Consider the following 21,954-nt stretch of genomic DNA (forward strand, 5'->3'; position numbering starts at 1 on the left):
GCAGGAGTCGCGCTATGAGTAGCGTTCCCATTCTGGAGATGCGCAATATTGCCAAGTCATTTGGCAAGTTTTATGCGTTGAAAGGTGTCGACTTAACGGTGTTTCCTGGCGAAATACACGCCTTGATGGGGGAAAACGGCGCGGGAAAAAGCACGCTGATGAAAATCCTCGCCGGAGCTTATACCGCCACCAGCGGTGAGATTTTAATTAATGGCGAACCCTACAGCATCAAAGGCCCGAAAGACGCACTCAATGCGGGCATCACGCTGATTTACCAGGAGATGCAACTTGCCCCGAATCTTACCGTTGCTGAAAACATCTTCCTTGGCAGCGAACTGTCACGCGGTGGTTTAGTAAAACGCAAAGAGATGGTGATGCAGGCCCAGACGGTTATCGACCGCCTCGGCGCACAGTTTAAGGCCAGCGATTTAGTATCGCGCCTGACGATTGCCGAGCAGCAGCAGGTGGAAATCGCCCGCGCGCTGCACCGCAACAGCCGCATCTTAGTGATGGATGAACCTACCGCCGCACTTTCTTCACGTGAAACGCACCGCCTGTTCGAGTTGATTATGCGGCTGCGCGATGAAGGGATGGCGATTATCTATATCAGCCACCGCATGGCGGAAGTGTACGAGCTTTCGGACCGCGTGAGCGTGCTGCGCGACGGACAATACGTCGGCAGCCTGACGCGTGAACATCTCAATGCCAACGAGCTGGTACGCATGATGGTGGGCCGCCCGCTAAGCGATCTATTCAATAAAGAGCGCGACATTCCACAAGGTGCCGTGCGCCTGAACGTTCACCACCTGACGGACAGTGCAAAAGTGCAGCCGGTCAGCCTGCAGGTAAAATCTGGCGAGATAGTCGGCCTTGCGGGGCTAGTCGGTGCCGGGCGTTCTGAACTCGCACAGCTGATTTTTGGCGTGCGTAAATCCACCGGCGGCACGATAGAAATCGACGGGCTGCCCGTAAAAATTCACTCCCCTCGTGAAGCAATTAGCCACGGTATCGGTTTCCTGACCGAGAACCGCAAAGAGCAAGGCTTGTTCCTCGAATTGGCAGCGCAAGACAACATCACCATGGCAACACTTGAGCGCGACGCGCACTACGGCTGGCTGGATCGCAAAAAAGCCCAGACCATTTCTGATGATGCCATCAACCTGCTCAATATCCGCGTGCCGCATGCACAAGTGCGCGCAGGCGGCTTATCCGGCGGTAACCAGCAAAAGCTTTTGATCTCGCGCTGGGTGGCGATCGGCCCGCGAATTTTGATCCTCGATGAGCCAACGCGCGGTGTGGATGTCGGCGCGAAAAGTGAGATCTACCGGATCATGAGTCAGATGGCGAAACAGGGTGTGGCGATCCTGATGATCTCCAGCGAATTGCCCGAAGTGGTCGGCATGAGCGATCGGGTGTATGTGATGCGCGAAGGCAGTATTGCCGGGGAATTGCACGCCGCTGATATCACGCAAGAGAACATTATGACGCTGGCAACCGGCGTTGAAGATGCCCACAAAAAGGTGGTTCAACATGGCAACTAATCAACCTAAAGAAACGCCGCTTATGCACACAACTCCCCAGCAAGTCGCCAAATCCGCCTCGCTGAAAAAGGCGCTGTTTGGCGATCTGATGCAAACCGTCGGGATTTTGCCAATTTTGATCCTGATCGTCGCCGTTTTTGGGTTTATCACGCCGAACTTTTTTACTGAATCTAACTTGCTGAATATCGCCCGTCAGTCGTCTATTAACATCGTTCTGGCTGCGGGGATGACGTTCATTATTTTGACTGGTGGGATCGACCTTTCCGTGGGCTCGATTCTGGGCACTACGGCTGTAACAGCGATGGTGGTTTCTCTGATGCCAGGCTGGGAGTCGCTTTCGATTCCTGCCGCGCTGATGATGGGCACCGGGCTTGGGTTGTTTAACGGCATGCTTGTCGCCTGGGCCGGACTACCGCCGTTTATCGTCACGCTCGGCACCTATACCGCGCTACGTGGGGCGGCATATTTGCTGGCTGACGGCACGACGGTGATCAACTCCAATATCAATTTTGAATGGATAGGCAACTCGTATCTTGGCCCGATTCCGTGGCTTGTAGTGATAGCGCTGGCGGTGATTGTGGTCTGCTGGTTCATTCTGCGACGCACCACGCTTGGTGTTCATATTTACGCGGTTGGCGGCAATATGCAGGCCGCACGCCTGACAGGCATCAAAGTGTGGCTGGTTTTGCTGTTCGTGTATGGCATGAGCGGTTTGCTGTCCGGGCTTGGCGGGGTTATGAGTGCTTCGCGGCTATATAGCGCGAACGGCAACCTTGGGATGGGTTATGAGCTGGACGCCATCGCTGCGGTGATTCTTGGCGGCACCAGTTTCGTCGGCGGTATCGGCACGATTACCGGTACGCTGGTCGGCGCGCTGATTATCGCCACATTAAACAATGGCATGACGCTGATGGGCGTCTCGTATTTCTGGCAACTGGTGATCAAGGGTGCGGTGATCATCATTGCGGTGCTGATCGATAAATACCGTACCCGTCATCATCAAAGTGCATAACAACAAAACTCTACCCTATGTGAGGAAAACACCATGCGTTTAAAGCTACTCGCTGCTGCACTCATGATTGCCGCTGTGCCTTTTGTTCAGGCAAAAGAACTGAAATCCATCGGGGTGACGGTGGGTGACCTAGCCAACCCCTTCTTCGTGCAGATAACCAAAGGTGCGGAACTTGAAGCCCGTAAACTTGCCGGTGATAACGTGAAAGTGACGCTGGTTTCCAGCGGTTACGATCTTGGCCAGCAAGTATCGCAAATCGATAACTTTATTGCCGCCAAAGTGGACATGATCATTCTGAACGCGGCGGATTCTAAAGGGATCGGCCCGGCTGTGAAACGTGCGAAAGATGCCGGGATCGTGGTGGTGGCGGTTGACGTGGCAGCAGAAGGTGCCGATGCGACGATCACCTCGAACAACACCCAGGCGGGTGAGATGGCCTGTAAATACATTTCGGATCGCCTGAAAAACAAAGGCAACGTGGTGATCATTAACGGACCTCCTGTTTCTGCGGTGCAGAACCGTGTGGAAGGCTGCGAAACTGAGTTTAAAAAGCACCCGGATATCAAGGTGCTGTCTTCTAACCAGAACGCCAAAGGCAGCCGTGAGGGTGGCCTTGAGGTGATGACATCCTTACTTGCCGCAAACCCGAAGATCGACGGCGTGTTTGCGATCAACGATCCAACAGCGATCGGTGCCGATCTGGCAGCGAAACAAGCCCAACGTAACGAGTTCTTTATCGTCGGTGTGGATGGAAGCCCGGATGCGGAAGAAGCGCTTAAACGCGGCGGAAAAACACTGTTTGTGGCAACACCTGCGCAAGACCCGCAAGTAATGGCGGCAAAAGCGGTCGAGATTGGCTACGACATTCTGCAAGGCAAACCGGCGCCTAAAGAGCCAGTGCTGATTCCAGTGACCATGATCGATAAAAACAATATCGGCACGTATAAGGGCTGGACGGTGAAATAACCGATTTTCCAAACTCGTAGGTGAATAATCCTTCGGGTTATGGAATGCATATTTACCCTAAATAATTCGAGTTGCAGGTAGGCGGCAAGCGAGCTTATCCCCAGGAGCTTACATAAGTAAGTGACTGGGGTAAGTGAGCGTAGCCAACACCCCTGCAACTTGAAGTATGACGGGTAAAAGGAGGGAAAATGAAACGTTCTGAAGTAAATAACATTCTGTCTCAAACGCGTCATTTCTTTATGCAGCACGATATCCACTTGCCGCCGTTTGCCTCTTTTAACCTGGCAAAATGGCAGCAACTCGATAAACAAATCTGGCAGGAAGTGCTTGATTTAAAACTCGGGTGGGATGTTACCGCATTCGGTGGCAATGATTTTCTCACTCAGGGGCTAACACTCTTCACGCTGCGTAACGGCTCCCCCGACGGCACACCGTATGCCAAAACTTATGCCGAAAAAATCATGCATGTCCGCGAAGGGCAGCTCACGCCGATGCATTTTCACTGGCGCAAACGCGAAGACATTATCAATCGTGGCGGCGGTAATTTGATTGTCGAGTTGTGGAATTCTGACCAGTTCGAACAGACCGAAGAGAGCGATGTCACGGTGACCATTGATGGCTGTCTCCAGACTCATGCGGCGGGCAGCCAGCTGCGTTTATCGCCAGGCGAGAGCATTTGTCTGGTACCGGGCATTTACCACAGTTTTTGGGGCGAGCCAGGTTATGGAGACGTGCTGGTTGGGGAAGTGTCGATGGTCAACGATGACGACCGCGACAACCGTTTCCTCAAACCGCTTGAGCGCTTCAACTCCATTATTGAAGACGAACCTGCGCGGCAATTGCTGTGCAACGAGTATCACCAATTTCTTTTTACCCAAAATAGTTCGAGTTGCAGGAAGGCGACAAGTGAGTGAATCCCCTGGAGCTTACTTGAGTAAGTGACCGGGGTGAATGAACGCAGCCAACGCACAAGCAGCTTGAAGTATGAGGAGTAACAACACCAGGGGAAACTATTATGGCTTTGATATCACTCGCACACGGACTGGCTCATGCACGCGCCAATGGTTACGCATTAGGGGCATTTAACGTTCTCGACAGCCACTTTCTACGCGCCCTTTTTGCCGCGGCAAGGCAGGAAAACTCACCGTTTATCATCAATATTGCCGAAGTCCATTTTAAGTATGTCTCGCTGGATTCTCTGGTTGAAGCCGTCAAATTCGAAGCGGCTCGCCACGATATTCCGGTGGTGCTCAATCTTGACCACGGCCTGCACTTTGAAGCGGTAGTTCGCGCTTTACGCCTCGGTTTTAGCTCAGTCATGTTCGATGGTTCTACACTTGAATATGAAGAGAACATTCGCCAGACCCGCGAAGTGGTGAAGATGTGCCATGCGGTGGGTGTCTCGGTTGAAGCTGAGTTGGGTGCAGTGGGTGGTGATGAAGGCGGCGCATTGTATGGCGAAGCCGACAGCAACAAGTTTACCGACCCGGCAGTGGCACGCGATTTTGTCGACAGAACAGGTATAGACACGCTGGCCGTCGCCATCGGTAACGCGCACGGGAAATACAAAGGCGAACCAAAACTCGATTTCGACCGCCTGGCCGCGATTCGTAGCCAAACGGGCATACCGCTGGTGCTACATGGCGGTTCCGGCATTAGTGACGAAGATTTCAGAAAGGCGATAACGCTTGGTATCCACAAAATTAATTTCTATACCGGCATGTCACAGGCCGCGTTGGGTGCAGTCGAACAACGCATGAATCAACGCCATGCCATTTATGACGAATTCGCCGAGTTATTGCTGGGTATTGAAGAGGCGATTACGGATGTCGTCGCACAACAGATGCAGATTTTTGGCAGTTCGGGTAAGGCGTAAGGAAAAATTATGACAGAACGCAGCGGAATAATCGCCGCAGGGAACATGTTGGTCGACCATGTGCATCAAATTGTGCAGTGGCCACAGCGCGGTTGGCTTGCGGAAATCGTTCACAGTGAACGCTCGACTGGTGGTGCGCCGCTTAACGTTCTGCTCACCCTGGCAAAAATGCACGTCGGGCTGCCGCTTCAGGCAGTAGGCCTGGTGGGTGACGACCACGACGGTGATTACATTATGGCGATGTTGGATCAGTATCATGTCAATCGCCAGCACGTGCACCGTACCACTTTCGCGCCAACATCAATGTCTCAGGTGATGACTGACCCTAGCGGGCAGCGCACGTTTTTCCACTCACCAGGGGCTAATCGCCTGCTCGATTTACCCGCCTTTGACCGCCTTGAATCGTCATTCAAAATCTTCCATCTCGGTTACTTATTGCTGCTCGATAGCCTCGATATGGAAGATGCAGAATACGGTACGCGCAGCGCACGGCTACTGGCGCAGATGGCGCAACAGGGCTATGAAACCTCGCTTGATTTAGTCTCTCGCCAGGGCGACCCACGCTATCGTCCTATGGTACTCCCTGCCCTGCGTTGGCTGGATTACCTGGTTATCAATGAACTAGAAGCCGGGGAGTTTAGTGGGCTGGAAATCCGCCGTTCCAATGGCGATCCACATATCGAAAATATCGCCCAGGCAGCGGCTTTGCTGCTCGATTCTGGTGTTAGGCAACGAGTGGTAATCCACTGTCCGGAAGGTGCCTGGGGCGTTGAACCAGGCATGGAAGGCGTGTGGGTGCCGTCATTCAGATTAACTCAAACTGAAATTATCGGCAGCGTCGGTGCGGGTGATGCTTTCTGTGCCGGAATATTATATGGCTGCCATGAAAAATGGTCGTTGGTCGATAGCCTGAAATTAGCTCACGCCTGTGCGCGCGCAAATTTATTATGTGCAAATGCAATTGATGGCGCTAAGCCATTGGTGGAATTACAGAGTTTTATTAGTGAGGCGCGGTAGGTTTGTTCTAATGAGTATATTTTTGCGAATCACTTCCAGATAAATGCAATTCCCATGAGACACTTAACTTATTGATTTTATATAATAAAAATAAAAAAACGAGTAAACTACCCGGCGGGTGCTTTAAGGCGTTATGGTCAATGTCAGGGGTTCAGGAACCGTAAATGATAAAAGCCCTGACTGTAGTAGTCAGGGCTTTTAAGGTACTGCTAACTTAGGATTTAACATTAAGATGCTTCGTGGATTTTACTGCTATTTGGTACTACTTTAAATGCACAAGTTCTTACAGATAATATCGGGCTTCGATCATTCCCCCCTACGTTATCGGTTTAAAACAAGATCAAGGAAAAATTATTTGACCTCGTACATTCCCCATTTCGCGATATATACTTTTGATGCGTGGCTTTACGTCTTTCGCGATATTTAAACTATCTGCAGTTTAATGCTTCGCGAACCCATAACACATGAAAAACAAAGCCTTACATCATCGCGATTTTTACTTACACTTCATGTTTCATTGACGTATTTAATACTGTTGAACCTAACGGCAATATATCTATCACACCGCCGTTAAACTCTAATTTACGTCTTTTTCCTGCTATGTCAACACTGTTTTTTATTACATGTTTATGTAGTCAGTACTTCTGAAACAAGGTGTAGAGAATGAGGGTGTTATCGGGCTGGAGGGACAAAAAAAGCCCCGGAAGGGGCTGAATGGTGCCGAGCGTGAGGGAGCGTAGCCAAAAAAGAGGCAACTTGAAGTATGACGGGTATCAAGCCGCATTATTCTCCGCCTGAATAACATCCGCCGAAAATACATATCCCACACCTCGAATAGTCCGGATTAATGCCGGTTGATGCGGATTCGGCTCTATTTTTTTACGTAGCCGCATAATCAGCACATCTATAGTTCTGTCGAAGACTTCGAGGCTTTCACTGTGGGTCAGTTCTAACAACCTTTCACGCGACAACACTTTGCGCGAGTTCTGCATCAACGCCAGTAGCAGGCCATATTCCCCTTGCGTGAGATCGACCTGCTCCGATAGTGCGTTAAAGAGCTGGCAGCGATCGATATCCAATCGCCAGCCATTGAAATGCAGGCCGCTGGTTTTTGTCGTCACCGTTTCGACTGCCAGCGCGCCGGTACGACGCAGCACCGCTTTGACGCGCGCCACCACCACTCGGGAGTTAAACGGCTTCGCGATGTAATCATCGGCACCCATTTCTAGCCCCACGACAACATCCGATTCACTGCCAAGGCCCGTCAACATCACCACTGGCAAGTCCGGGCGTTGGCGCTGAATGTGTTGCAGCACCAGCAGCCCATTAATATCCGGCAAAATCATATCCAGCAGCACCAGCGCAATACCTGGATGTTGAGCAATCGCTGTCAGCGCATCATTCCCTGTGTGGCACACCTTAACTTCAAAGACGTGTTCATTAAGCACATCGCTCAGCACGTCACAAATCGCTGGATCATCATCCACCAGCAAAATTGCAGGCTTCATGGTTTATCTCCGGGGAAGATGCAGGTGTGAATATAAGTGTGAGTGATTGTTGATGGAGTGCCGCATAAATCCCAACGGCCCATGCTGAAAATTCAACCAGTGTCACAATCCCTGCCTCTCTCGACACGTCACTTTTGACGATGACCTGTTTTTCGTCAGCATTTTGTTGCTTTTATCACCGTAAGATGGCGGTTATTCCCACTCTTTCTATGTGGCATAGATAATGCATTAAAGCGGGGAGATATGATCAGCTGTGTGAGTGTCACACACCTTTAAGTACCCTAAATAGTTCAGGTAGCAGAAGGCTGCAACTTGAAGTATGACGGGTGCATTGACTGGAGCAACACTGATGAAAAAAGTCGTCACGGTTTGCCCCTATTGTGCCTCGGGTTGCAAAATCAACCTCGTGGTCGATAACGGCAAAGTCGTCAAGGCGGAAGCGGCTCAAGGTAAAACTAACCAGGGCGATCTTTGCCTGAAGGGTTACTACGGTTGGGATTTTATTAACGATACTAAAATCCTCACCCCGCGCCTTAAATCACCGATGATTCGTCGCCAGAAAGGCGGCAAACTCGAAAACGTTTCCTGGGATGAAGCACTGAACTACGTCAGTACTCGTCTGAGTGAAATCAAAGCGAAACACGGCTCCGATGCCATCATGACCACCGGTTCTTCCCGTGGTACAGGCAACGAAACCAACTATGTAATGCAGAAATTTGCGCGCGCCGTTATTGGTACCAATAACGTCGATTGCTGCGCACGCGTTTGACACGGCCCATCGGTTGCAGGTCTGCACCAATCGGTCGGTAACGGCGCAATGAGTAACTCAATCGTTGAGATTGAAGATACCGATTTAGTGTTTGTGTTCGGGTATAACCCGGCAGATTCACATCCTATCGTTGCTAACCGCGTGATTCGCGCGAAGCAAAAAGGGGCACAAATCATTGTTGTCGATCCGCGTAAAATTGAAACCGCGCGCATCGCTGACATGCATTTGCAGTTAAAAAATGGTTCTAACATCGCCCTGCTTAACGCACTTGGGCATGTGATTATCGAAGAAAACCTGTATGACCAGTCATTCGTGGCTTCCCGTACTGAAGGTTTCGACGAGTATCGCAAAATTGTTGCGGGCTACACGCCTGAATCTGTTGAAGAAATTACTGGTGTTACTGCGGCGGAAATTCGCGCTGCAGCACGTATGTATGCGAAGGCGAAAACTGCCACGATCCTGTGGGGCATGGGTGTAACCCAGTTCTATCAAGGCGTGGAAACTGTTCGCTCGCTGACAAGCCTTGCGCTGATGACAGGCAACCTGGGTAAACCGAACGTGGGTGTTAACCCGGTTCGTGGCCAGAACAACGTTCAGGGTGCCTGCGATATGGGCGCATTGCCGGATACTTATCCTGGCTACCAGTACGTAAAAGACGAAGTCAGCCGCGAGAAATTCGCGAAAGCGTGGGGCGTACCCTCACTGCCTGCTCACACCGGCTATCGCATTAGCGAACTGCCACACCGTGTGGCACATGGCGAAGTGTATGCCGCGTACATCATGGGCGAAGATCCACTTCAAACCGATGCGGAGCTTTCAGCCGTACGTAAAGCGTTTGAAGAACTTGAGCTGGTGATTGTACAAGACATCTTCATGACCAAAACCGCGGCTGCGGCCGATGTGATTTTGCCGTCCACCTCATGGGGTGAACATGAAGGCGTTTATACCGCTGCTGACCGTGGCTTCCAGCGCTTCTTTAAAGCAGTGGAACCGAAGTGGGACCTGAAAACGGACTGGCAGATTATCAGTGAAATCGCCACTCGTATGGGTTACCGAATGAGCTACAACAACACCCAGGAAATTTGGGATGAGTTGCGTGGCCTGTGCCCCGATTTCTACGGTGCTACCTACGAGAAAATGGGTGAATTGGGTTATATCCAGTGGCCTTGCCGCGATGTAGCGGAAAGTGACCAGGGAACCTCGTTCCTGTACGACGGCAAGTTCGACCGTGAAAACGGTTTGGGCGAGTTCTTTACTTGCGACTGGGCGCCGCCAATTGACCGCATCACCGAAGAGTACCCGATGGTACTTTCCACGGTGCGTGAAGTGGGCCACTACTCTTGCCGTTCTATGACCGGCAACTGTGCGGCACTGGCAGCCCTCGCGGATGAACCGGGTTATGCGCAAATCCACATCGATGATGCCGCTCGTTTGGGTATCGAAGATGAAGCGTTAATCTGGGTGAATTCACGTAAAGGTCGAGTCATCACACGTGCGAATGTAAGCGAGCGTCCTAATAAAGGTGCCGTTTATATGACTTACCAGTGGTGGATTGGTGCCTGTAACGAGCTGGTGACTGAAAACCTCAGCCCGATTACTAAAACGCCGGAGTATAAATACTGCGCCGTGCGTGTAGAGCCTATCGCCGATCAGAAAGCTGCCGAGCAGTATGTGATTGACGAGTACAACAAGCTAAAAGCCAGTTTGCGCGAAAGCGCGGCAGGTTAAACCAGAAAGAGCTGCCTCCCGGCGGCTCTTTTTTTATCCCTCTTCATCTCATTGTTATCACACTAAATAACCCGTTCTCTCCCCATTTCCTTGCAGGATTGATTGATTAAATTTTCAACCATTTAATTAATGCGTGATCTGTCGCCCAAATAATAAACAAAGCTTCCCAAGCACTCTGCGATTAACGTTTATGTGACATATTATTAACATCCTAAAAGGAGAAAAAAGCATGAGCCAAATACATAAACACGCCATTCCCGCCAATATCGCGGACAATTGCCTGATAACCCCGGAGCAGTACCAATCCATGTACCAACACTCGGTACATGACCCCGACGCATTTTGGGGCGAACAAGGTAAGATCCTTGATTGGATCAAGCCTTACCAGAAGGTGAAAAACACCTCTTTCGCACCCGGAAACGTTTCAATCAAATGGTATGAAGACGGCACCCTGAACCTGGCCGCCAACTGCCTCGATCGCCACCTAAAAGATCGTGGCGATCAGACTGCGATCATCTGGGAAGGCGATGACGCCACCCAGAGTAAAACTATTACCTACCGTGAACTGCATCGTGAAGTGTGCCGTTTTGCCAATACCCTGGTAGAACTGGGCATCAAGAAAGGCGATGTGGTAGCGATTTATATGCCGATGGTGCCGGAAGCGGCCGTTGCGATGCTGGCCTGCGCACGCATTGGCGCAGTGCATTCGGTGATTTTTGGTGGTTTCTCACCAGAAGCCGTCGCCGGGCGCATTATCGACTCCAGCTCCAAACTGGTCATTACTGCCGATGAAGGCGTTCGTGCCGGGCGCTCCATTCCGCTGAAGAAAAACGTCGATGAGGCGCTGAAAAACCCAGGCGTTAAAACCGTTGAACACGTGGTTGTGCTCAAACGCACCGGCGGTAAAGTCGAATGGCATGAAGGCCGCGACCTGTGGTGGAACGAACTGGTTGAGAAAGCCAGCGCACACCACCAGCCGGTGGAAGTGAATGCCGAAGATCCGCTATTTATCCTCTACACCTCAGGTTCAACCGGTAAGCCAAAAGGCGTGCTGCACACCACCGGTGGTTACCTGGTTTATGCCGCAACCACCTTTAAATATGTCTTTGATTACCACCAGGGCGACGTTTACTGGTGTACCGCCGATGTGGGTTGGGTCACCGGTCACAGCTACCTGCTTTACGGCCCGCTGGCATGTGGTGCTATCACGCTGATGTTTGAAGGCGTGCCAAACTGGCCAGCACCAAATCGCATGGCTCAGGTAGTTGATAAGCATAAAGTAAATATTCTCTACACCGCACCAACCGCTATTCGCGCATTAATGGCCGAAGGCGATAAAGCGATTGAAAACACTGACCGTTCTTCGTTGCGCATTTTGGGTTCCGTGGGCGAGCCTATCAATCCGGAAGCGTGGGAATGGTACTGGAAGAAAATCGGTAACGAGAAATGCCCGGTAGTGGATACCTGGTGGCAGACCGAAACAGGTGGCTTCATGATCACCCCACTGCCAGGCGCGACCGAGCTGAAAGCCGGTTCCGCCACGCGCCCGTTCTTTGGCGTGCAACCAGCACTGGTGGATAACGAAGGTAACCCGCAACAAGGCGAAACCGAAGGCAACCTGGTGATTACCGACTCATGGCCAGGCCAGGCGCGCACGCTGTTTGGCGACCACGAGCGCTTTGAGCAAACCTATTTCTCGACCTTCAAAAATATGTACTTCAGCGGTGACGGCGCACGTCGTGACGAAGACGGTTACTACTGGATAACCGGACGTGTGGATGACGTGCTGAACGTTTCCGGCCACCGCCTGGGTACAGCTGAAATCGAATCAGCGCTGGTGTCGCACCCGAAAGTCGCCGAAGCCGCAGTCGTCGGCATTCCGCACAATATTAAAGGCCAGGCGATTTACGCATATGTAACCCTTAATCACGGCGAAGAGCCAACGCCTGAGCTGTATACCGAAGTGCGTAACTGGGTGCGTAAAGAGATTGGCCCGCTTGCTACCCCGGATATTTTGCACTGGACAGATTCACTACCGAAAACCCGTTCTGGCAAGATTATGCGCCGCATTCTGCGCAAAATTGCCGCCGGCGATACCAGCAACTTTGGTGATACTTCAACGCTTGCCGATCCGGGTGTTGTTGAGAAGTTACTGGAAGAAAAACAATCTATTACCATGCCTTCGTAACATCTCTGCCCCTCTCCTTCAAAGAGAGGGGAAAACACAATAAAAAAACCTCAACCTAACCCAAATTCCCAAAGGATTTTGTGTTGCAGGAAGGCGGCAAACGAGCAAATCCCCAGGAGCTTACACAAGTAAGTGACTGGGGTGCGCGAGTGTAGCCAACACCCCTGCGGCGCAAAAGACGAAGGGAATTTCTCTGGAGAGATCTGTGATGAGTGATCAACTTTATCAACGGATAGAAGACAGTGCGCATTTCAGGGAGTTAGTCGCTAAACGGCAACGGTTTGCCACCATTTTGTCCATCATCATGCTGTTGATTTATATCAGCTTTATCCTACTCATTGCCTTCGCGCCTGGCTGGCTGGGCACACCTTTGCACGCAGGCACCACCGTCACCCGCGGCATTCCGATTGGTGTCGGCGTAATTCTGATTTCATTCTTCCTCACGGGCGTTTATGTCTGGCGAGCGAACGGTGAATTTGACCGTCTGAATAACGCTGTGCTGCGCGAGGTGAAGGCATCATGAAACGTCTTCTCGGCCTTGCTGCCGCACCGCTGTTAAGCCTGCCTGCCTCCGCGTTTGCTGCGGATGCGATTACGGGGGCGGTACAACGCCAGCCCACGAACTGGCAGGCAATTATCATGTTCGTGATTTTCGTCGCCTTTACGTTGGGTATTACCTATTGGGCGTCAAAACGCACCCGCACGCGTAGCGATTATTACACCGCGGGCGGCAATATTACGGGCTTCCAGAATGGCCTGGCGATTGCAGGCGACTATATGTCCGCCGCTTCGTTCCTCGGTATTTCGGCGCTGGTATTTACCTCCGGCTACGACGGCCTGATTTACTCATTGGGCTTTTTGGTCGGCTGGCCAATTATCCTGTTCCTGATTGCTGAACGCCTGCGTAACCTCGGTAAATATACCTTTGCTGACGTGGCATCCTATCGCCTGAAGCAGGGGCCGATTCGCATCCTGTCGGCCTGTGGTTCTCTGGTTGTGGTAGCTCTTTACCTGATTGCCCAGATGGTGGGCGCGGGCAAACTCATTCAATTGTTGTTTGGCCTGAACTACCACGTTGCGGTGGTGCTGGTTGGCGTGCTGATGGTGATGTACGTGTTGTTCGGCGGCATGCTGGCGACGACATGGGTGCAAATTATCAAAGCCGTATTGCTGCTGTTCGGCGCAAGTTTCATGGCCTTTATGGTGATGAAACACGTCGGCTTTAGCTTCAACAACCTGTTCGCTGAAGCGATTGCGGTACACCCGAAAGGTGTGGCAATTATGAGCCCAGGCGGGCTTGTGAAAGACCCGATATCAGCGCTTTCGCTGGGGTTAGGTTTGATGTTTGGTACCGCAGGTTTGCCACACATTTTAATGCGTTTCTTCACCGTAAGCGATGCCCGCGAAGCGCGTAAAAGCGTGCTGTATGCCACCGGTTTCATGGGTTATTTCTACATCCTGACCTTTATCATCGGCTTTGGTGCAATCATGTTGGTGGGTGCAAACCCAGCCTTTAAAGATGCCGCTGGCGCACTGATTGGCGGTAACAACATGGCAGCGGTTCACCTGGCTGATGCTGTGGGTGGTAGCTTGTTCTTAGGCTTTATCTCGGCAGTTGCCTTCGCCACCATTCTCGCGGTGGTTGCAGGCTTAACACTGGCAGGAGCATCTGCGGTTTCCCATGACCTCTACGCCAACGTCTTCCGTAAAGGGGCGTCTGAACGTGATGAGCTGAGAGTTTCGAAAATCACCGTTCTGATATTAGGCGTGGTGGCCATCGGGCTGGGGATTTTGTTCGAGAACCAAAACATCGCCTTCATGGTCGGGCTTGCGTTCTCCATTGCGGCGAGCTGTAACTTCCCGATTATTCTACTGTCGATGTACTGGTCGAAACTGACCACACGCGGCGCGATGATTGGTGGCTGGCTCGGCTTGCTGACGGCGGTTATCCTGATGATCCTCGGCCCAACCGTTTGGGTTCAGGTTCTCGGCCACGCCACAGCAATCTTCCCGTACGAATACCCAGCGCTGTTCTCGATTCTGGTGGCGTTTGTTGGTATTTGGGTGTTCTCAGCCACTGATAACAGCCCGGAAGGTAATCTCGAACGTGAGAAATTCCGTGCTCAGTTCATCCGTTCCCAGACCGGGATTGGCATCGAACAAGGCCGTGCGCACTAATTAGTTTCAACTCTCCCCGGCTCGTTCGAGTCGGGGATCACATTTTCCCCCTTCTGGCATTTTATTCCCTACCCAGAGCGCTACAGTAGCTCATAAATGAAACATTGTTTTATTTCATAAAGGGTGAGGATGGAATGAAAAGATATGCATTAGTAGGAACGGGCGGACGCGCTGGTTTATATATCGAAGCCATCAGCGGTAAATGGAAAGAGAATTCGCAACTGGTGGCATTTTGCGACACCAACCAGACGCGCATGAATTACGCCAATAAACTGTTGAGTAACTCAGGTGCAGCGCAGGTATCAACCTGGAAAGCGGCGGATTTTGAAACCATGATCCGCGAGACGCGCCCGGATATTATTATCGTCACCACGATGGACCGCACGCATGACGATTACATAGTGCGTGCACTACATGCCGGTTGCGATGTGATAACCGAAAAACCGATGACTATCGATGAGCAACGCGCTTTGCGCATTCTCGATGCCATCGAAGAAACGGGCCATCAAGTACGCGTTGCCTTCAATTACCGTTACGCGCCGCATCACAGCAAAATCCGCGAATTGCTGATGGAAGAAACCATCGGCGAGGTGTTTTCAGTCCACTTCGAATGGCTGCTGAACACCGAGCACGGCGCGGATTATTTCCGTCGCTGGCACCGTGAAAAACGCAACAGCGGCGGCCTGCTGGTGCATAAATCCACTCACCATTTTGACCTGATGAACTTCTGGCTGGGCAGTTATCCGGAACGTGTTTATGCGGAAGGTGGGCTGCGTTTTTACGGTAAAGAGAATGCGCAGATGCGAGGCATCTCGCAGTTTTACCCACGCGCACACGGTTTCGACGCCGCAAAAAATGATCCGTTCGCGTTGCATATGGAAGAGAACGAGCAGCTCAAAGCGCTGTATCTGGACGCCGAACACGAAGATAGCTATTACCGCGACCAGAGTGTTTTCAGCGATGGCATCAACATTGAAGATACGTTATCGGTGCTGGTGAAATACCAAAACCAGGTGCAGATGACCTATTCCCTTAACACTTATTTGCCGTGGGAAGGGCTGAATGTAGTGTTCAACGGCAGCCGCGGGCGGCTTGAGATGAAACTGGTGGAAATGTCTTATGTGAATGCCGGTGGCGACCGTGAAAACGAAGGCAGCCTGGAAAGCTGCAATATTACGGTGTTCCCGATGTTCGCCGCTCCTTACAAAGCTGATTTCAGTATTGGCGCGGGCGGCCACGGTGGTGGTGATAATGCAATGTTGGCCGATTTGTTTGGTGAGCCGAGTAACGACCCATTAAAGCGCGCGGCTGATCACCGCGCTGGAGCTATGTCCATTTTGACCGGTATCGCCGGGAATATTTCAATGCAGCAACAGCGCCCGGTTTGGTTTAAAGAGTTTGAGTTGGTTTCACGGCTGAAAAGTAAGTAAGCACTTACCGGGTGGTGAATCCCTCCGGTATTAAAACATCAACCAGCTTACCAACGGCGCGATTAACACCATTACGACGCCGGAAAACATCATTACCAAACTGGCGACCACACCTTCCTGCGGGCCAAGTTCGTAGGAACGTGCGGTGCCAGCGCCGTGAGAAGCGGCACCAAAACCCGCGCCTTTTGCCATTCCTTCACGAATGGCGAGGCGCAAAAACAGCACATCACCCACAGCCATACCAAATACACCCGTCACTACCACAAATAATGCCACCAACTCCGGCTGCCCGCCGAGTGGTTTAGCAGCGGCTAAGGCAAAGGGTGTGGTAATCGAACGGACCGCCAGGCTGCGTTGAATTTCATCGGGCAAAGTAAACAAACGCGCCAGCCAAACCGAACTGGTAACCGCAACAACAGTGGCGGTGATAACCCCCGCCGAAAGTGACATCCAGTGGCGTTTGATAACATTCAGATTGTCATAAACCGGCACTGCAAAGGCGATCGTCGCCGGGCCAAGCAGCCACAGTAACCAGTGCGCTTCGCCCATATAATTTTGATAGGAGATATGACCCAAAACCAACATCACCACCAGCAATACCGGCGTTAAAATCAACGGCATCAGAGGCAATTTTCGAAAGCGGCGATAGAGTTTTTTATTGGCAAAATAGAGCCCAAGGGTAATAACCAGGCACAACAGACTCAACTGAAAGTTACTCACCGCGAGCCTGCCTGCGAGCAATTCGCGCCAGCTCATAACGATAAACTTTATCCACCACCAGCGCAGTAGCAGCCAGCACCAGTGAAGTGCTGATAGCAATCACGATGAATATACGCCAGCCATCTACCATCAGTAATTCTGCATAGTTCACCACCGCGACCACAGCGGGCACAAAGAACAGCAGCATTTCAGCTAATAACCAGCGGGAACCCGCACGAACCCAATTCAGCGGTACCACTCGGCAGACAATCAACGCCAGTAATAGCACCATTCCCACAAGGTTTGCAGGAAGCGGTAAATGCCACCAGTCAACTAACTGTTGGGCGAGAATGAACAATCCGGCGTATAGCGCAACTTGCACCGGCACCTGAATGCGGCGGAAAAGAACAGGCGTAAAACCACGTAACGCCAGGGCCATGAGAGTGGCACTCCAGAAAATGTGATGTGGAGATTATAGTTAGCCAACTTCATTGAAAAAAATGAATTAAAATCATCACAGGTATAGTCAACAGGAATAGTTATGGACATCAGGACGCTACGTTATTTTGTTGAAGTGGTTCGCCAGCAAAGTTTTACCCGCGCGGCCCAAAAGATGTTCGTCACCCAGCCGACCATAAGCAAGATGCTGCGCAACCTCGAAGATGAGTTGGGTTGCACTCTGCTGATTCGTGATGGTCGTAAACTATTACTGACTGATACCGGGGAGGTGGTTTATCAACGAGGATTAGCCATTTTGGCGGAATTTCGCCAACTTGAAGCCGAACTTGGTGATATCAACCATCTCAACAAAGGCGTGTTACGCCTCGGTATTCCACCGATGGTCGGCACCATGATGGCAGGGCCAATTAGCCTGTATCGCCAGCGCTATCCAGGTGTTGAATTAAAGATCTCTGAATTTGGTGGTTTAACGGTGCAGCAGGCTGTTCTTAATGGCGAGCTGGATTTAGCCATGACCGCGTTGCCTTTTGAAGATGAGCACCACACTTTCTGCTCGTTACCTTTGCTGCATAATCCGCTGTGTGTGCTGGTTCCGCGCTCCGGGCAGTGGACAACACGAGAAAGCATCGATCCCATCGAGCTTGCGGTCCATCCTCTGCTTATCTACAACGAAGATTTCGCGTTAAGCCGCCAGTTAATTCAGCTCTTCCAGGAGCATGGGTTTACTCCGCGTATTGCGGTACGTAGCGGTCAGTGGGATTTTCTGGCCGCGATGGTGCAGGCCGGTGTAGGGATTGCGATTCTACCGGAGACTATTTGCCAAAAACTGGATAAAAACACGTTGATGTGGCTGCCGTTAAACAGCGACTTAACGTGGCAACTGGCGATGATCTGGCGCGATGGGGTTTATATTTCGCAAAGTGCGCAGGCATGGATTGCCTGCTGTAAGGAGTTTTGGCCGGTCAGTTCATAGCGCCCTCTCCCCCTGCAGAGGGAGAGGAATAGTCGATTAATGCTGTTCGACCAACAACGCTTCCAGCAAATCCAAATCGTGCAGCAGCTTCATCAACGTCTCATTGCTGATTTTCTGCGTGGCACGTAAATGGTAAAGCTCAGCACGCTCGGAGCGTAGTGCGGCCAGGCGGAATCGGCGCTCAAGGTTCTCTTCAAGCTCACTACTTTCTACATCATTACGCCCGTCAGCCCGGCGGCGTAAGTTCCCGATTACCCGCGAACTGACCTCTTTTAACAGTTGGTCATCGATGTTCTCATTGACGTCAGATTGCAGGCGCTCTTCCATTTTCTGAATTGCGACAATCGCCACTTCAGCCGTTGCCGCACGCGCGGTACGCTCTTCCTGCCGCGCCACTGATTTGTCAGGGACTTCTACATTACGCAGCAAAATCGGCAGCATAATCACCCCGACTAACAGCGAGAATAGAATCACACCCGCCGACAGGAAGATAAGCTCGTATCGTGCCGGGAACGGTGAGCCATTACCCAGAAGCAGCGGAATGGAAAGTACACCCGCAAGCGTAATCGCCCCGCGCACACCGGCAAATGATGCAATACACAATTCGCGGGTTGTGTAGTTACCGAACTCCAACGGACGCTTTTTCATAAAACGCAGGCTGATGCGTTTCATGGTCCACAGCCATAAGAAACGCACACCGATCAGCGCGAAATAGATAAGCCCGACATCAACAAATAACATCCAAAGTTCGACGTTCGGATCGGCATTTGCCGCTGCAATAGAGGTTTTCATGATGCCCGGTAATTGCAGACCCAACAGCAAGAACACCATGCCGTTGAACACGAATTCAAGCATCGCCCAGACACTGTTTGCACGTAAACGCATCGCCAATGGCGCACTGCGCAACACGCCAGAACGGGTAATAGTCATACCCGCAGCAACCGCCGCCAAAATGCCGGAAACGCCGATATGTTCGGCGATCAGGTAAGAAGCAAACGGCAACAGCAGAAGCAGCAGGATTTGCGTTGCGGGTTCGTCACCGCTCCAGCGGCTCATCAGGCGCAGCGATTTACCGTACAGCCAGCTGACTGCAATCCCGGCCAACAGGCCGCCAATCGCTACTTTGAAGAACTCGAGGGTGGCACCACCGACGGAAAACACCATCGTTCCCACCGCCACGGCGACCGCCATTTTCAACGATACCAGGCCGGAGGCGTCGTTCATCAACGCTTCACCCTGCAAGATACCCATGATTTTCTTTGGAATACGCCCTTCTCCGACAATACCGGAAAGCGCCACGGCGTCGGTCGGCGAGAGGACTGCTGCCAGTGCAAAAGCCGGAAGCAGCGGAATGCCTGGCACGAGGAAGTAAATCAGGAAGCCAATACCGACCACGGTGACCAGCACCAGAACCAGCGCAAGGCCGATGATTTCCCGCCCGTGGTTGAGAAATTCGTGCGTCGGCGTTTTCCAGCCATCGGCAAACAGCAGCGGCGGAATAAACAGCACCAGGAAGAGTTCCGGGTTGAAGTCGACATGCAAACCAAAGTGCGGCCAGGCGAGCACAGCACCTATCGCGATTTGCATTAACGGAAGCGGGATCTGGAACGGCAGCATGCGTGTGGCCACCCCAGAAAGAGAAACCACAAGGGTCATGATGAGAATGGTAAAGAAGATTTCCATACTGTCCTTAGTCGAGGTGTTTTGTGAAACCCTTTTTGCAGGATGTTGTGTTACCCAATAGTAAAACAACTTTTTATACCGGAAGGAAACAGGAAATAACTTGAAGTGGTTTTGGGAGGAGTACTCAGAGTTTTTACTCTAAATAATTCAAGTTGCAGCCAGGCGGCAAAGCAGCGACCCCCAGGAGCTTACTAAAGTAAGTGACTGGGGGTCGCGAGTGCAGCCAACAACCCTGCAGCTTGAAGTATGACGAGTAAAATTAAATTGCCCAGCCGCCTGCGTAGAATGCGACCAATGCAATAGCAATCACGACTGTACCGATATTCAGCTTACGCCACTCACCAGAGACGATACGGCCAATCACCAGAGTTGCGAAACCAATCATGATGCCGGTAACGATGTTACAGGTCAGCACGATAAATACCGCAGTAATCAGGCCCGCCATGGCATCAACAAAATCTTCAAAATCGATTTTGCCCACGTTGCTCAGCATCAGCAAACCTACATACATCAGCGCCGGAGCGGTAGCGTATGCAGGAACCAGATAAGAGAGCGGTGAGAGGAACAGAATCAACAGGAACAGCACACCAACGGTGATTGCCGTCAGGCCGGTTTTACCACCTGCAGCAGTACCTGCCGCAGATTCGATGTAAACCGCAGCAGGAGCTGCACCCACCAGGCCTGAGAACACTGAGCTCAGGGAGTCGGTAGTCAGCGCTTTGCCGCCATCGATGATTTGACCGTCTTTATCCAGCAGATTTGCCTGGCCCGCAACGGCGCGGATAGTGCCGGTTGCATCGAATACCGCAGTCATTACCAGCGCCAGAACGCTTGGCAACACCACTGGGTTCAACGCGCCCATGATATCCAGGCTACCGATCAGCGAGTTGCCCGCTTCATCTTTCAGCGAAGGCATAGCGAAAATGCCAGAGAAATGAACGCTTGGGTCAAAAATCAGACCGAAAACAGAAATACCGATAATGGTCAGCAGAATGCCGCCAGGGACTTTCAGTTTTTCCAGACCGATGATCACCGCAAGGCCAATCAGCGACATAATAACCGGGAAGCTATCGAAATGACCGAGCGCAACTGGCAAGCCATCAAGTGGGTTTTTAATTACCAGGCCGACACCGTTTGCGGCAATCAGCAGCAGGAACAGGCCGATACCGATACCAGTACCATGCGCAACACCCATCGGTAAGTTACGCAAAATCCAGCTACGAATACCGGTTGCGGAGATGATGGTGAACAACACACCCATCAGGAACACGGCGCCTAAAGCAACCGGAACGCTGATGTGTTGGCCGAGCACCAGGCTGAAAGCGGTAAACGCAGTCAGTGAAATGGCACAACCGATTGCCAGCGGCAGGTTCGCCCAAAGGCCCATGACAAGAGAGCCAACACCGGCTACCAGGCAAGTTGCCACAAAGACCGCCGCAGGAGGGAAACCTGCTTTACCGAGCATGCCCGGTACAACGATCACGGAGTACACCATCGCGAGGAAGGTGGTTAAACCCGCTACAACTTCCTGACGAACGGTGCTGCCACGTGCAGATATTTTGAACCAGGCGTCAATGCCGCTGGTTGCACGCGGAGAATGATTAGACATAGTGAAAAATCCCCTGAGATTTTTATGATTACATTGGTATGCGTGGTGGACAATCCACTGCTAATTAAACGTTCATACTCTTCATTTTTCGGGTTACGTACTTTCCCGGTAACTCGAATAAGTTGAGTAGATCCCTATACTGCGTTTGTGACAAAAAGGGGCGCCACAAAAAAAGCAAACGTTTAACTCCGCGCATACAAACTAGGCGTCAAAATTAAGGCAAACGATTATCCGGCCTTCTTACATGGATTTTCAACCGAACTTTGCCGCTTTTTGTCGAAAAAGGTATTAGCCGGTCAAAATATCGTCACCTCGTGC

The 21,954-nt window shown here is 51.6% G+C and carries 17 protein-coding genes; 12 read left to right on the forward strand and 5 right to left on the reverse strand.

Annotated features, from left to right (window positions below):
- The first annotated feature begins 14 nt into the window (after positions 1-14).
- The 6 genes from AC0IXI_RS21790 (at position 15) to AC0IXI_RS21815 (ending at position 6,412) form a co-directional block, all read left to right on the forward strand.
- Positions 15-1,541, forward strand: coding sequence for a sugar ABC transporter ATP-binding protein (locus AC0IXI_RS21790; protein ID WP_471683097.1), 1,527 nt, complete (start codon positions 15-17; stop codon positions 1,539-1,541).
- A 22-nt stretch (positions 1,542-1,563) separates the two neighbouring features.
- Positions 1,564-2,553, forward strand: coding sequence for an ABC transporter permease subunit (locus AC0IXI_RS21795; protein WP_064515491.1), 990 nt, complete (start codon positions 1,564-1,566; stop codon positions 2,551-2,553).
- 33 nt (positions 2,554-2,586) lie between these two features.
- Positions 2,587-3,519: an ABC transporter substrate-binding protein gene (locus AC0IXI_RS21800; RefSeq protein WP_064515438.1), complete on the forward strand. Its 933-nt coding sequence runs from the start codon at positions 2,587-2,589 to the stop codon at positions 3,517-3,519.
- 188 nt (positions 3,520-3,707) lie between these two features.
- Positions 3,708-4,433: a D-lyxose/D-mannose isomerase gene (locus tag AC0IXI_RS21805; RefSeq protein ID WP_471683098.1), complete on the forward strand. Its 726-nt coding sequence runs from the start codon at positions 3,708-3,710 to the stop codon at positions 4,431-4,433.
- Positions 4,434-4,534: 101 nt separating this feature from the next.
- Positions 4,535-5,395 (forward strand): ketose 1,6-bisphosphate aldolase, encoded by an 861-nt coding sequence (locus AC0IXI_RS21810; protein ID WP_471683099.1) that lies wholly within the window; start codon positions 4,535-4,537, stop codon positions 5,393-5,395.
- A gap of 9 nt (positions 5,396-5,404) precedes the next feature.
- The gene (locus AC0IXI_RS21815) at positions 5,405-6,412 is read left to right on the forward strand and encodes a carbohydrate kinase family protein (protein ID WP_422569013.1); all 1,008 of its coding nucleotides are present in this window, start codon (positions 5,405-5,407) and stop codon (positions 6,410-6,412) included.
- 773 nt (positions 6,413-7,185) lie between these two features.
- On the opposite strand, the gene AC0IXI_RS21820 is transcribed toward AC0IXI_RS21815, so the two are convergent.
- On the reverse strand, positions 7,186-7,920 hold the full coding sequence (locus tag AC0IXI_RS21820; RefSeq protein WP_471683100.1) for a response regulator transcription factor: 735 nt from the start codon (positions 7,918-7,920) through the stop codon (positions 7,186-7,188).
- Positions 7,921-8,269: 349 nt separating this feature from the next.
- Between AC0IXI_RS21820 and fdhF the strand changes: the two genes are divergently transcribed.
- The 5 genes from fdhF (at position 8,270) to AC0IXI_RS21845 (ending at position 16,213) form a co-directional block, all read left to right on the forward strand.
- On the forward strand, positions 8,270-10,417 hold the full coding sequence (gene fdhF, locus AC0IXI_RS21825; RefSeq protein WP_471683101.1) for a formate dehydrogenase subunit alpha: 2,148 nt from the start codon (positions 8,270-8,272) through the stop codon (positions 10,415-10,417).
- Between the two features lie 229 nt (positions 10,418-10,646).
- Positions 10,647-12,605 carry an acetate--CoA ligase gene (acs, locus tag AC0IXI_RS21830; RefSeq protein WP_064515426.1) on the forward strand — a complete coding sequence of 653 codons (1,959 nt, stop codon included), beginning with the start codon at positions 10,647-10,649 and terminating at the stop codon, positions 12,603-12,605.
- A gap of 208 nt (positions 12,606-12,813) precedes the next feature.
- Complete coding sequence (locus AC0IXI_RS21835) at positions 12,814-13,128, forward strand: DUF485 domain-containing protein (RefSeq protein WP_424221028.1); 315 nt, start codon at positions 12,814-12,816, stop codon at positions 13,126-13,128.
- The gene (actP, locus tag AC0IXI_RS21840; RefSeq protein WP_064515422.1) at positions 13,125-14,783 is read left to right on the forward strand and encodes a cation/acetate symporter ActP; all 1,659 of its coding nucleotides are present in this window, start codon (positions 13,125-13,127) and stop codon (positions 14,781-14,783) included. The genes AC0IXI_RS21835 and actP overlap by 4 nt, the downstream gene beginning before the upstream one ends.
- 134 nt (positions 14,784-14,917) lie before the next feature.
- A complete protein-coding gene (locus AC0IXI_RS21845) occupies positions 14,918-16,213 on the forward strand; it encodes a Gfo/Idh/MocA family protein (RefSeq protein ID WP_471683102.1) in 1,296 nt (431 codons plus the stop codon).
- Positions 16,214-16,243: 30 nt separating this feature from the next.
- On the opposite strand, the gene AC0IXI_RS21850 is transcribed toward AC0IXI_RS21845, so the two are convergent.
- Together AC0IXI_RS21850 and AC0IXI_RS21855 are read right to left on the reverse strand one after the other, a co-directional pair.
- The gene (locus tag AC0IXI_RS21850) at positions 16,244-16,933 is read right to left on the reverse strand and encodes an LrgB family protein (RefSeq protein ID WP_064515418.1); all 690 of its coding nucleotides are present in this window, start codon (positions 16,931-16,933) and stop codon (positions 16,244-16,246) included.
- Positions 16,926-17,351 (reverse strand): CidA/LrgA family protein, encoded by a 426-nt coding sequence (locus AC0IXI_RS21855; protein WP_064515416.1) that lies wholly within the window; start codon positions 17,349-17,351, stop codon positions 16,926-16,928. Before AC0IXI_RS21855 ends, AC0IXI_RS21850 begins: the two co-directional genes overlap by 8 nt.
- 102 nt (positions 17,352-17,453) lie before the next feature.
- On the opposite strand from AC0IXI_RS21855, the gene AC0IXI_RS21860 reads away from it, so the two are divergent.
- Positions 17,454-18,344 (forward strand): LysR family transcriptional regulator, encoded by an 891-nt coding sequence (locus AC0IXI_RS21860; protein ID WP_064515414.1) that lies wholly within the window; start codon positions 17,454-17,456, stop codon positions 18,342-18,344.
- Positions 18,345-18,380: 36 nt separating this feature from the next.
- Here the strand turns inward: AC0IXI_RS21860 and AC0IXI_RS21865 are convergent, their stop codons facing one another.
- Both AC0IXI_RS21865 and AC0IXI_RS21870 read right to left on the reverse strand, forming a co-directional pair.
- Complete coding sequence (locus AC0IXI_RS21865) at positions 18,381-20,027, reverse strand: Na+/H+ antiporter (RefSeq protein WP_064515412.1); 1,647 nt, start codon at positions 20,025-20,027, stop codon at positions 18,381-18,383.
- 259 nt (positions 20,028-20,286) lie between these two features.
- On the reverse strand, positions 20,287-21,636 hold the full coding sequence (locus AC0IXI_RS21870) for an NCS2 family permease (protein ID WP_064515410.1): 1,350 nt from the start codon (positions 21,634-21,636) through the stop codon (positions 20,287-20,289).
- Between the last annotated feature and the right edge of the window lie 318 nt (positions 21,637-21,954).

The sequence above is a fragment of the Buttiauxella sp. AC038 genome, assembly GCF_979253565.1.

Coding starts and splice junctions, on each gene's coding strand:
- AC0IXI_RS21790 (WP_471683097.1), top strand. CDS start 15: ATGAGTAGCGTTCCCATTCTGGAGATGCGCAATATTGCCAAGTCATTT.
- AC0IXI_RS21835 (WP_424221028.1), top strand. CDS start 12,814: ATGAGTGATCAACTTTATCAACGGATAGAAGACAGTGCGCATTTCAGG.
- AC0IXI_RS21870 (WP_064515410.1), bottom strand. CDS start 21,636: ATGTCTAATCATTCTCCGCGTGCAACCAGCGGCATTGACGCCTGGTTC.
- AC0IXI_RS21855 (WP_064515416.1), bottom strand. CDS start 17,351: ATGGCCCTGGCGTTACGTGGTTTTACGCCTGTTCTTTTCCGCCGCATT.
- AC0IXI_RS21845 (WP_471683102.1), top strand. CDS start 14,918: ATGAAAAGATATGCATTAGTAGGAACGGGCGGACGCGCTGGTTTATAT.
- AC0IXI_RS21860 (WP_064515414.1), top strand. CDS start 17,454: ATGGACATCAGGACGCTACGTTATTTTGTTGAAGTGGTTCGCCAGCAA.
- acs (WP_064515426.1), top strand. CDS start 10,647: ATGAGCCAAATACATAAACACGCCATTCCCGCCAATATCGCGGACAAT.
- AC0IXI_RS21810 (WP_471683099.1), top strand. CDS start 4,535: ATGGCTTTGATATCACTCGCACACGGACTGGCTCATGCACGCGCCAAT.
- AC0IXI_RS21815 (WP_422569013.1), top strand. CDS start 5,405: ATGACAGAACGCAGCGGAATAATCGCCGCAGGGAACATGTTGGTCGAC.
- AC0IXI_RS21795 (WP_064515491.1), top strand. CDS start 1,564: ATGCACACAACTCCCCAGCAAGTCGCCAAATCCGCCTCGCTGAAAAAG.
- AC0IXI_RS21805 (WP_471683098.1), top strand. CDS start 3,708: ATGAAACGTTCTGAAGTAAATAACATTCTGTCTCAAACGCGTCATTTC.
- AC0IXI_RS21800 (WP_064515438.1), top strand. CDS start 2,587: ATGCGTTTAAAGCTACTCGCTGCTGCACTCATGATTGCCGCTGTGCCT.
- AC0IXI_RS21820 (WP_471683100.1), bottom strand. CDS start 7,920: ATGAAGCCTGCAATTTTGCTGGTGGATGATGATCCAGCGATTTGTGAC.
- actP (WP_064515422.1), top strand. CDS start 13,125: ATGAAACGTCTTCTCGGCCTTGCTGCCGCACCGCTGTTAAGCCTGCCT.
- AC0IXI_RS21865 (WP_064515412.1), bottom strand. CDS start 20,027: ATGGAAATCTTCTTTACCATTCTCATCATGACCCTTGTGGTTTCTCTT.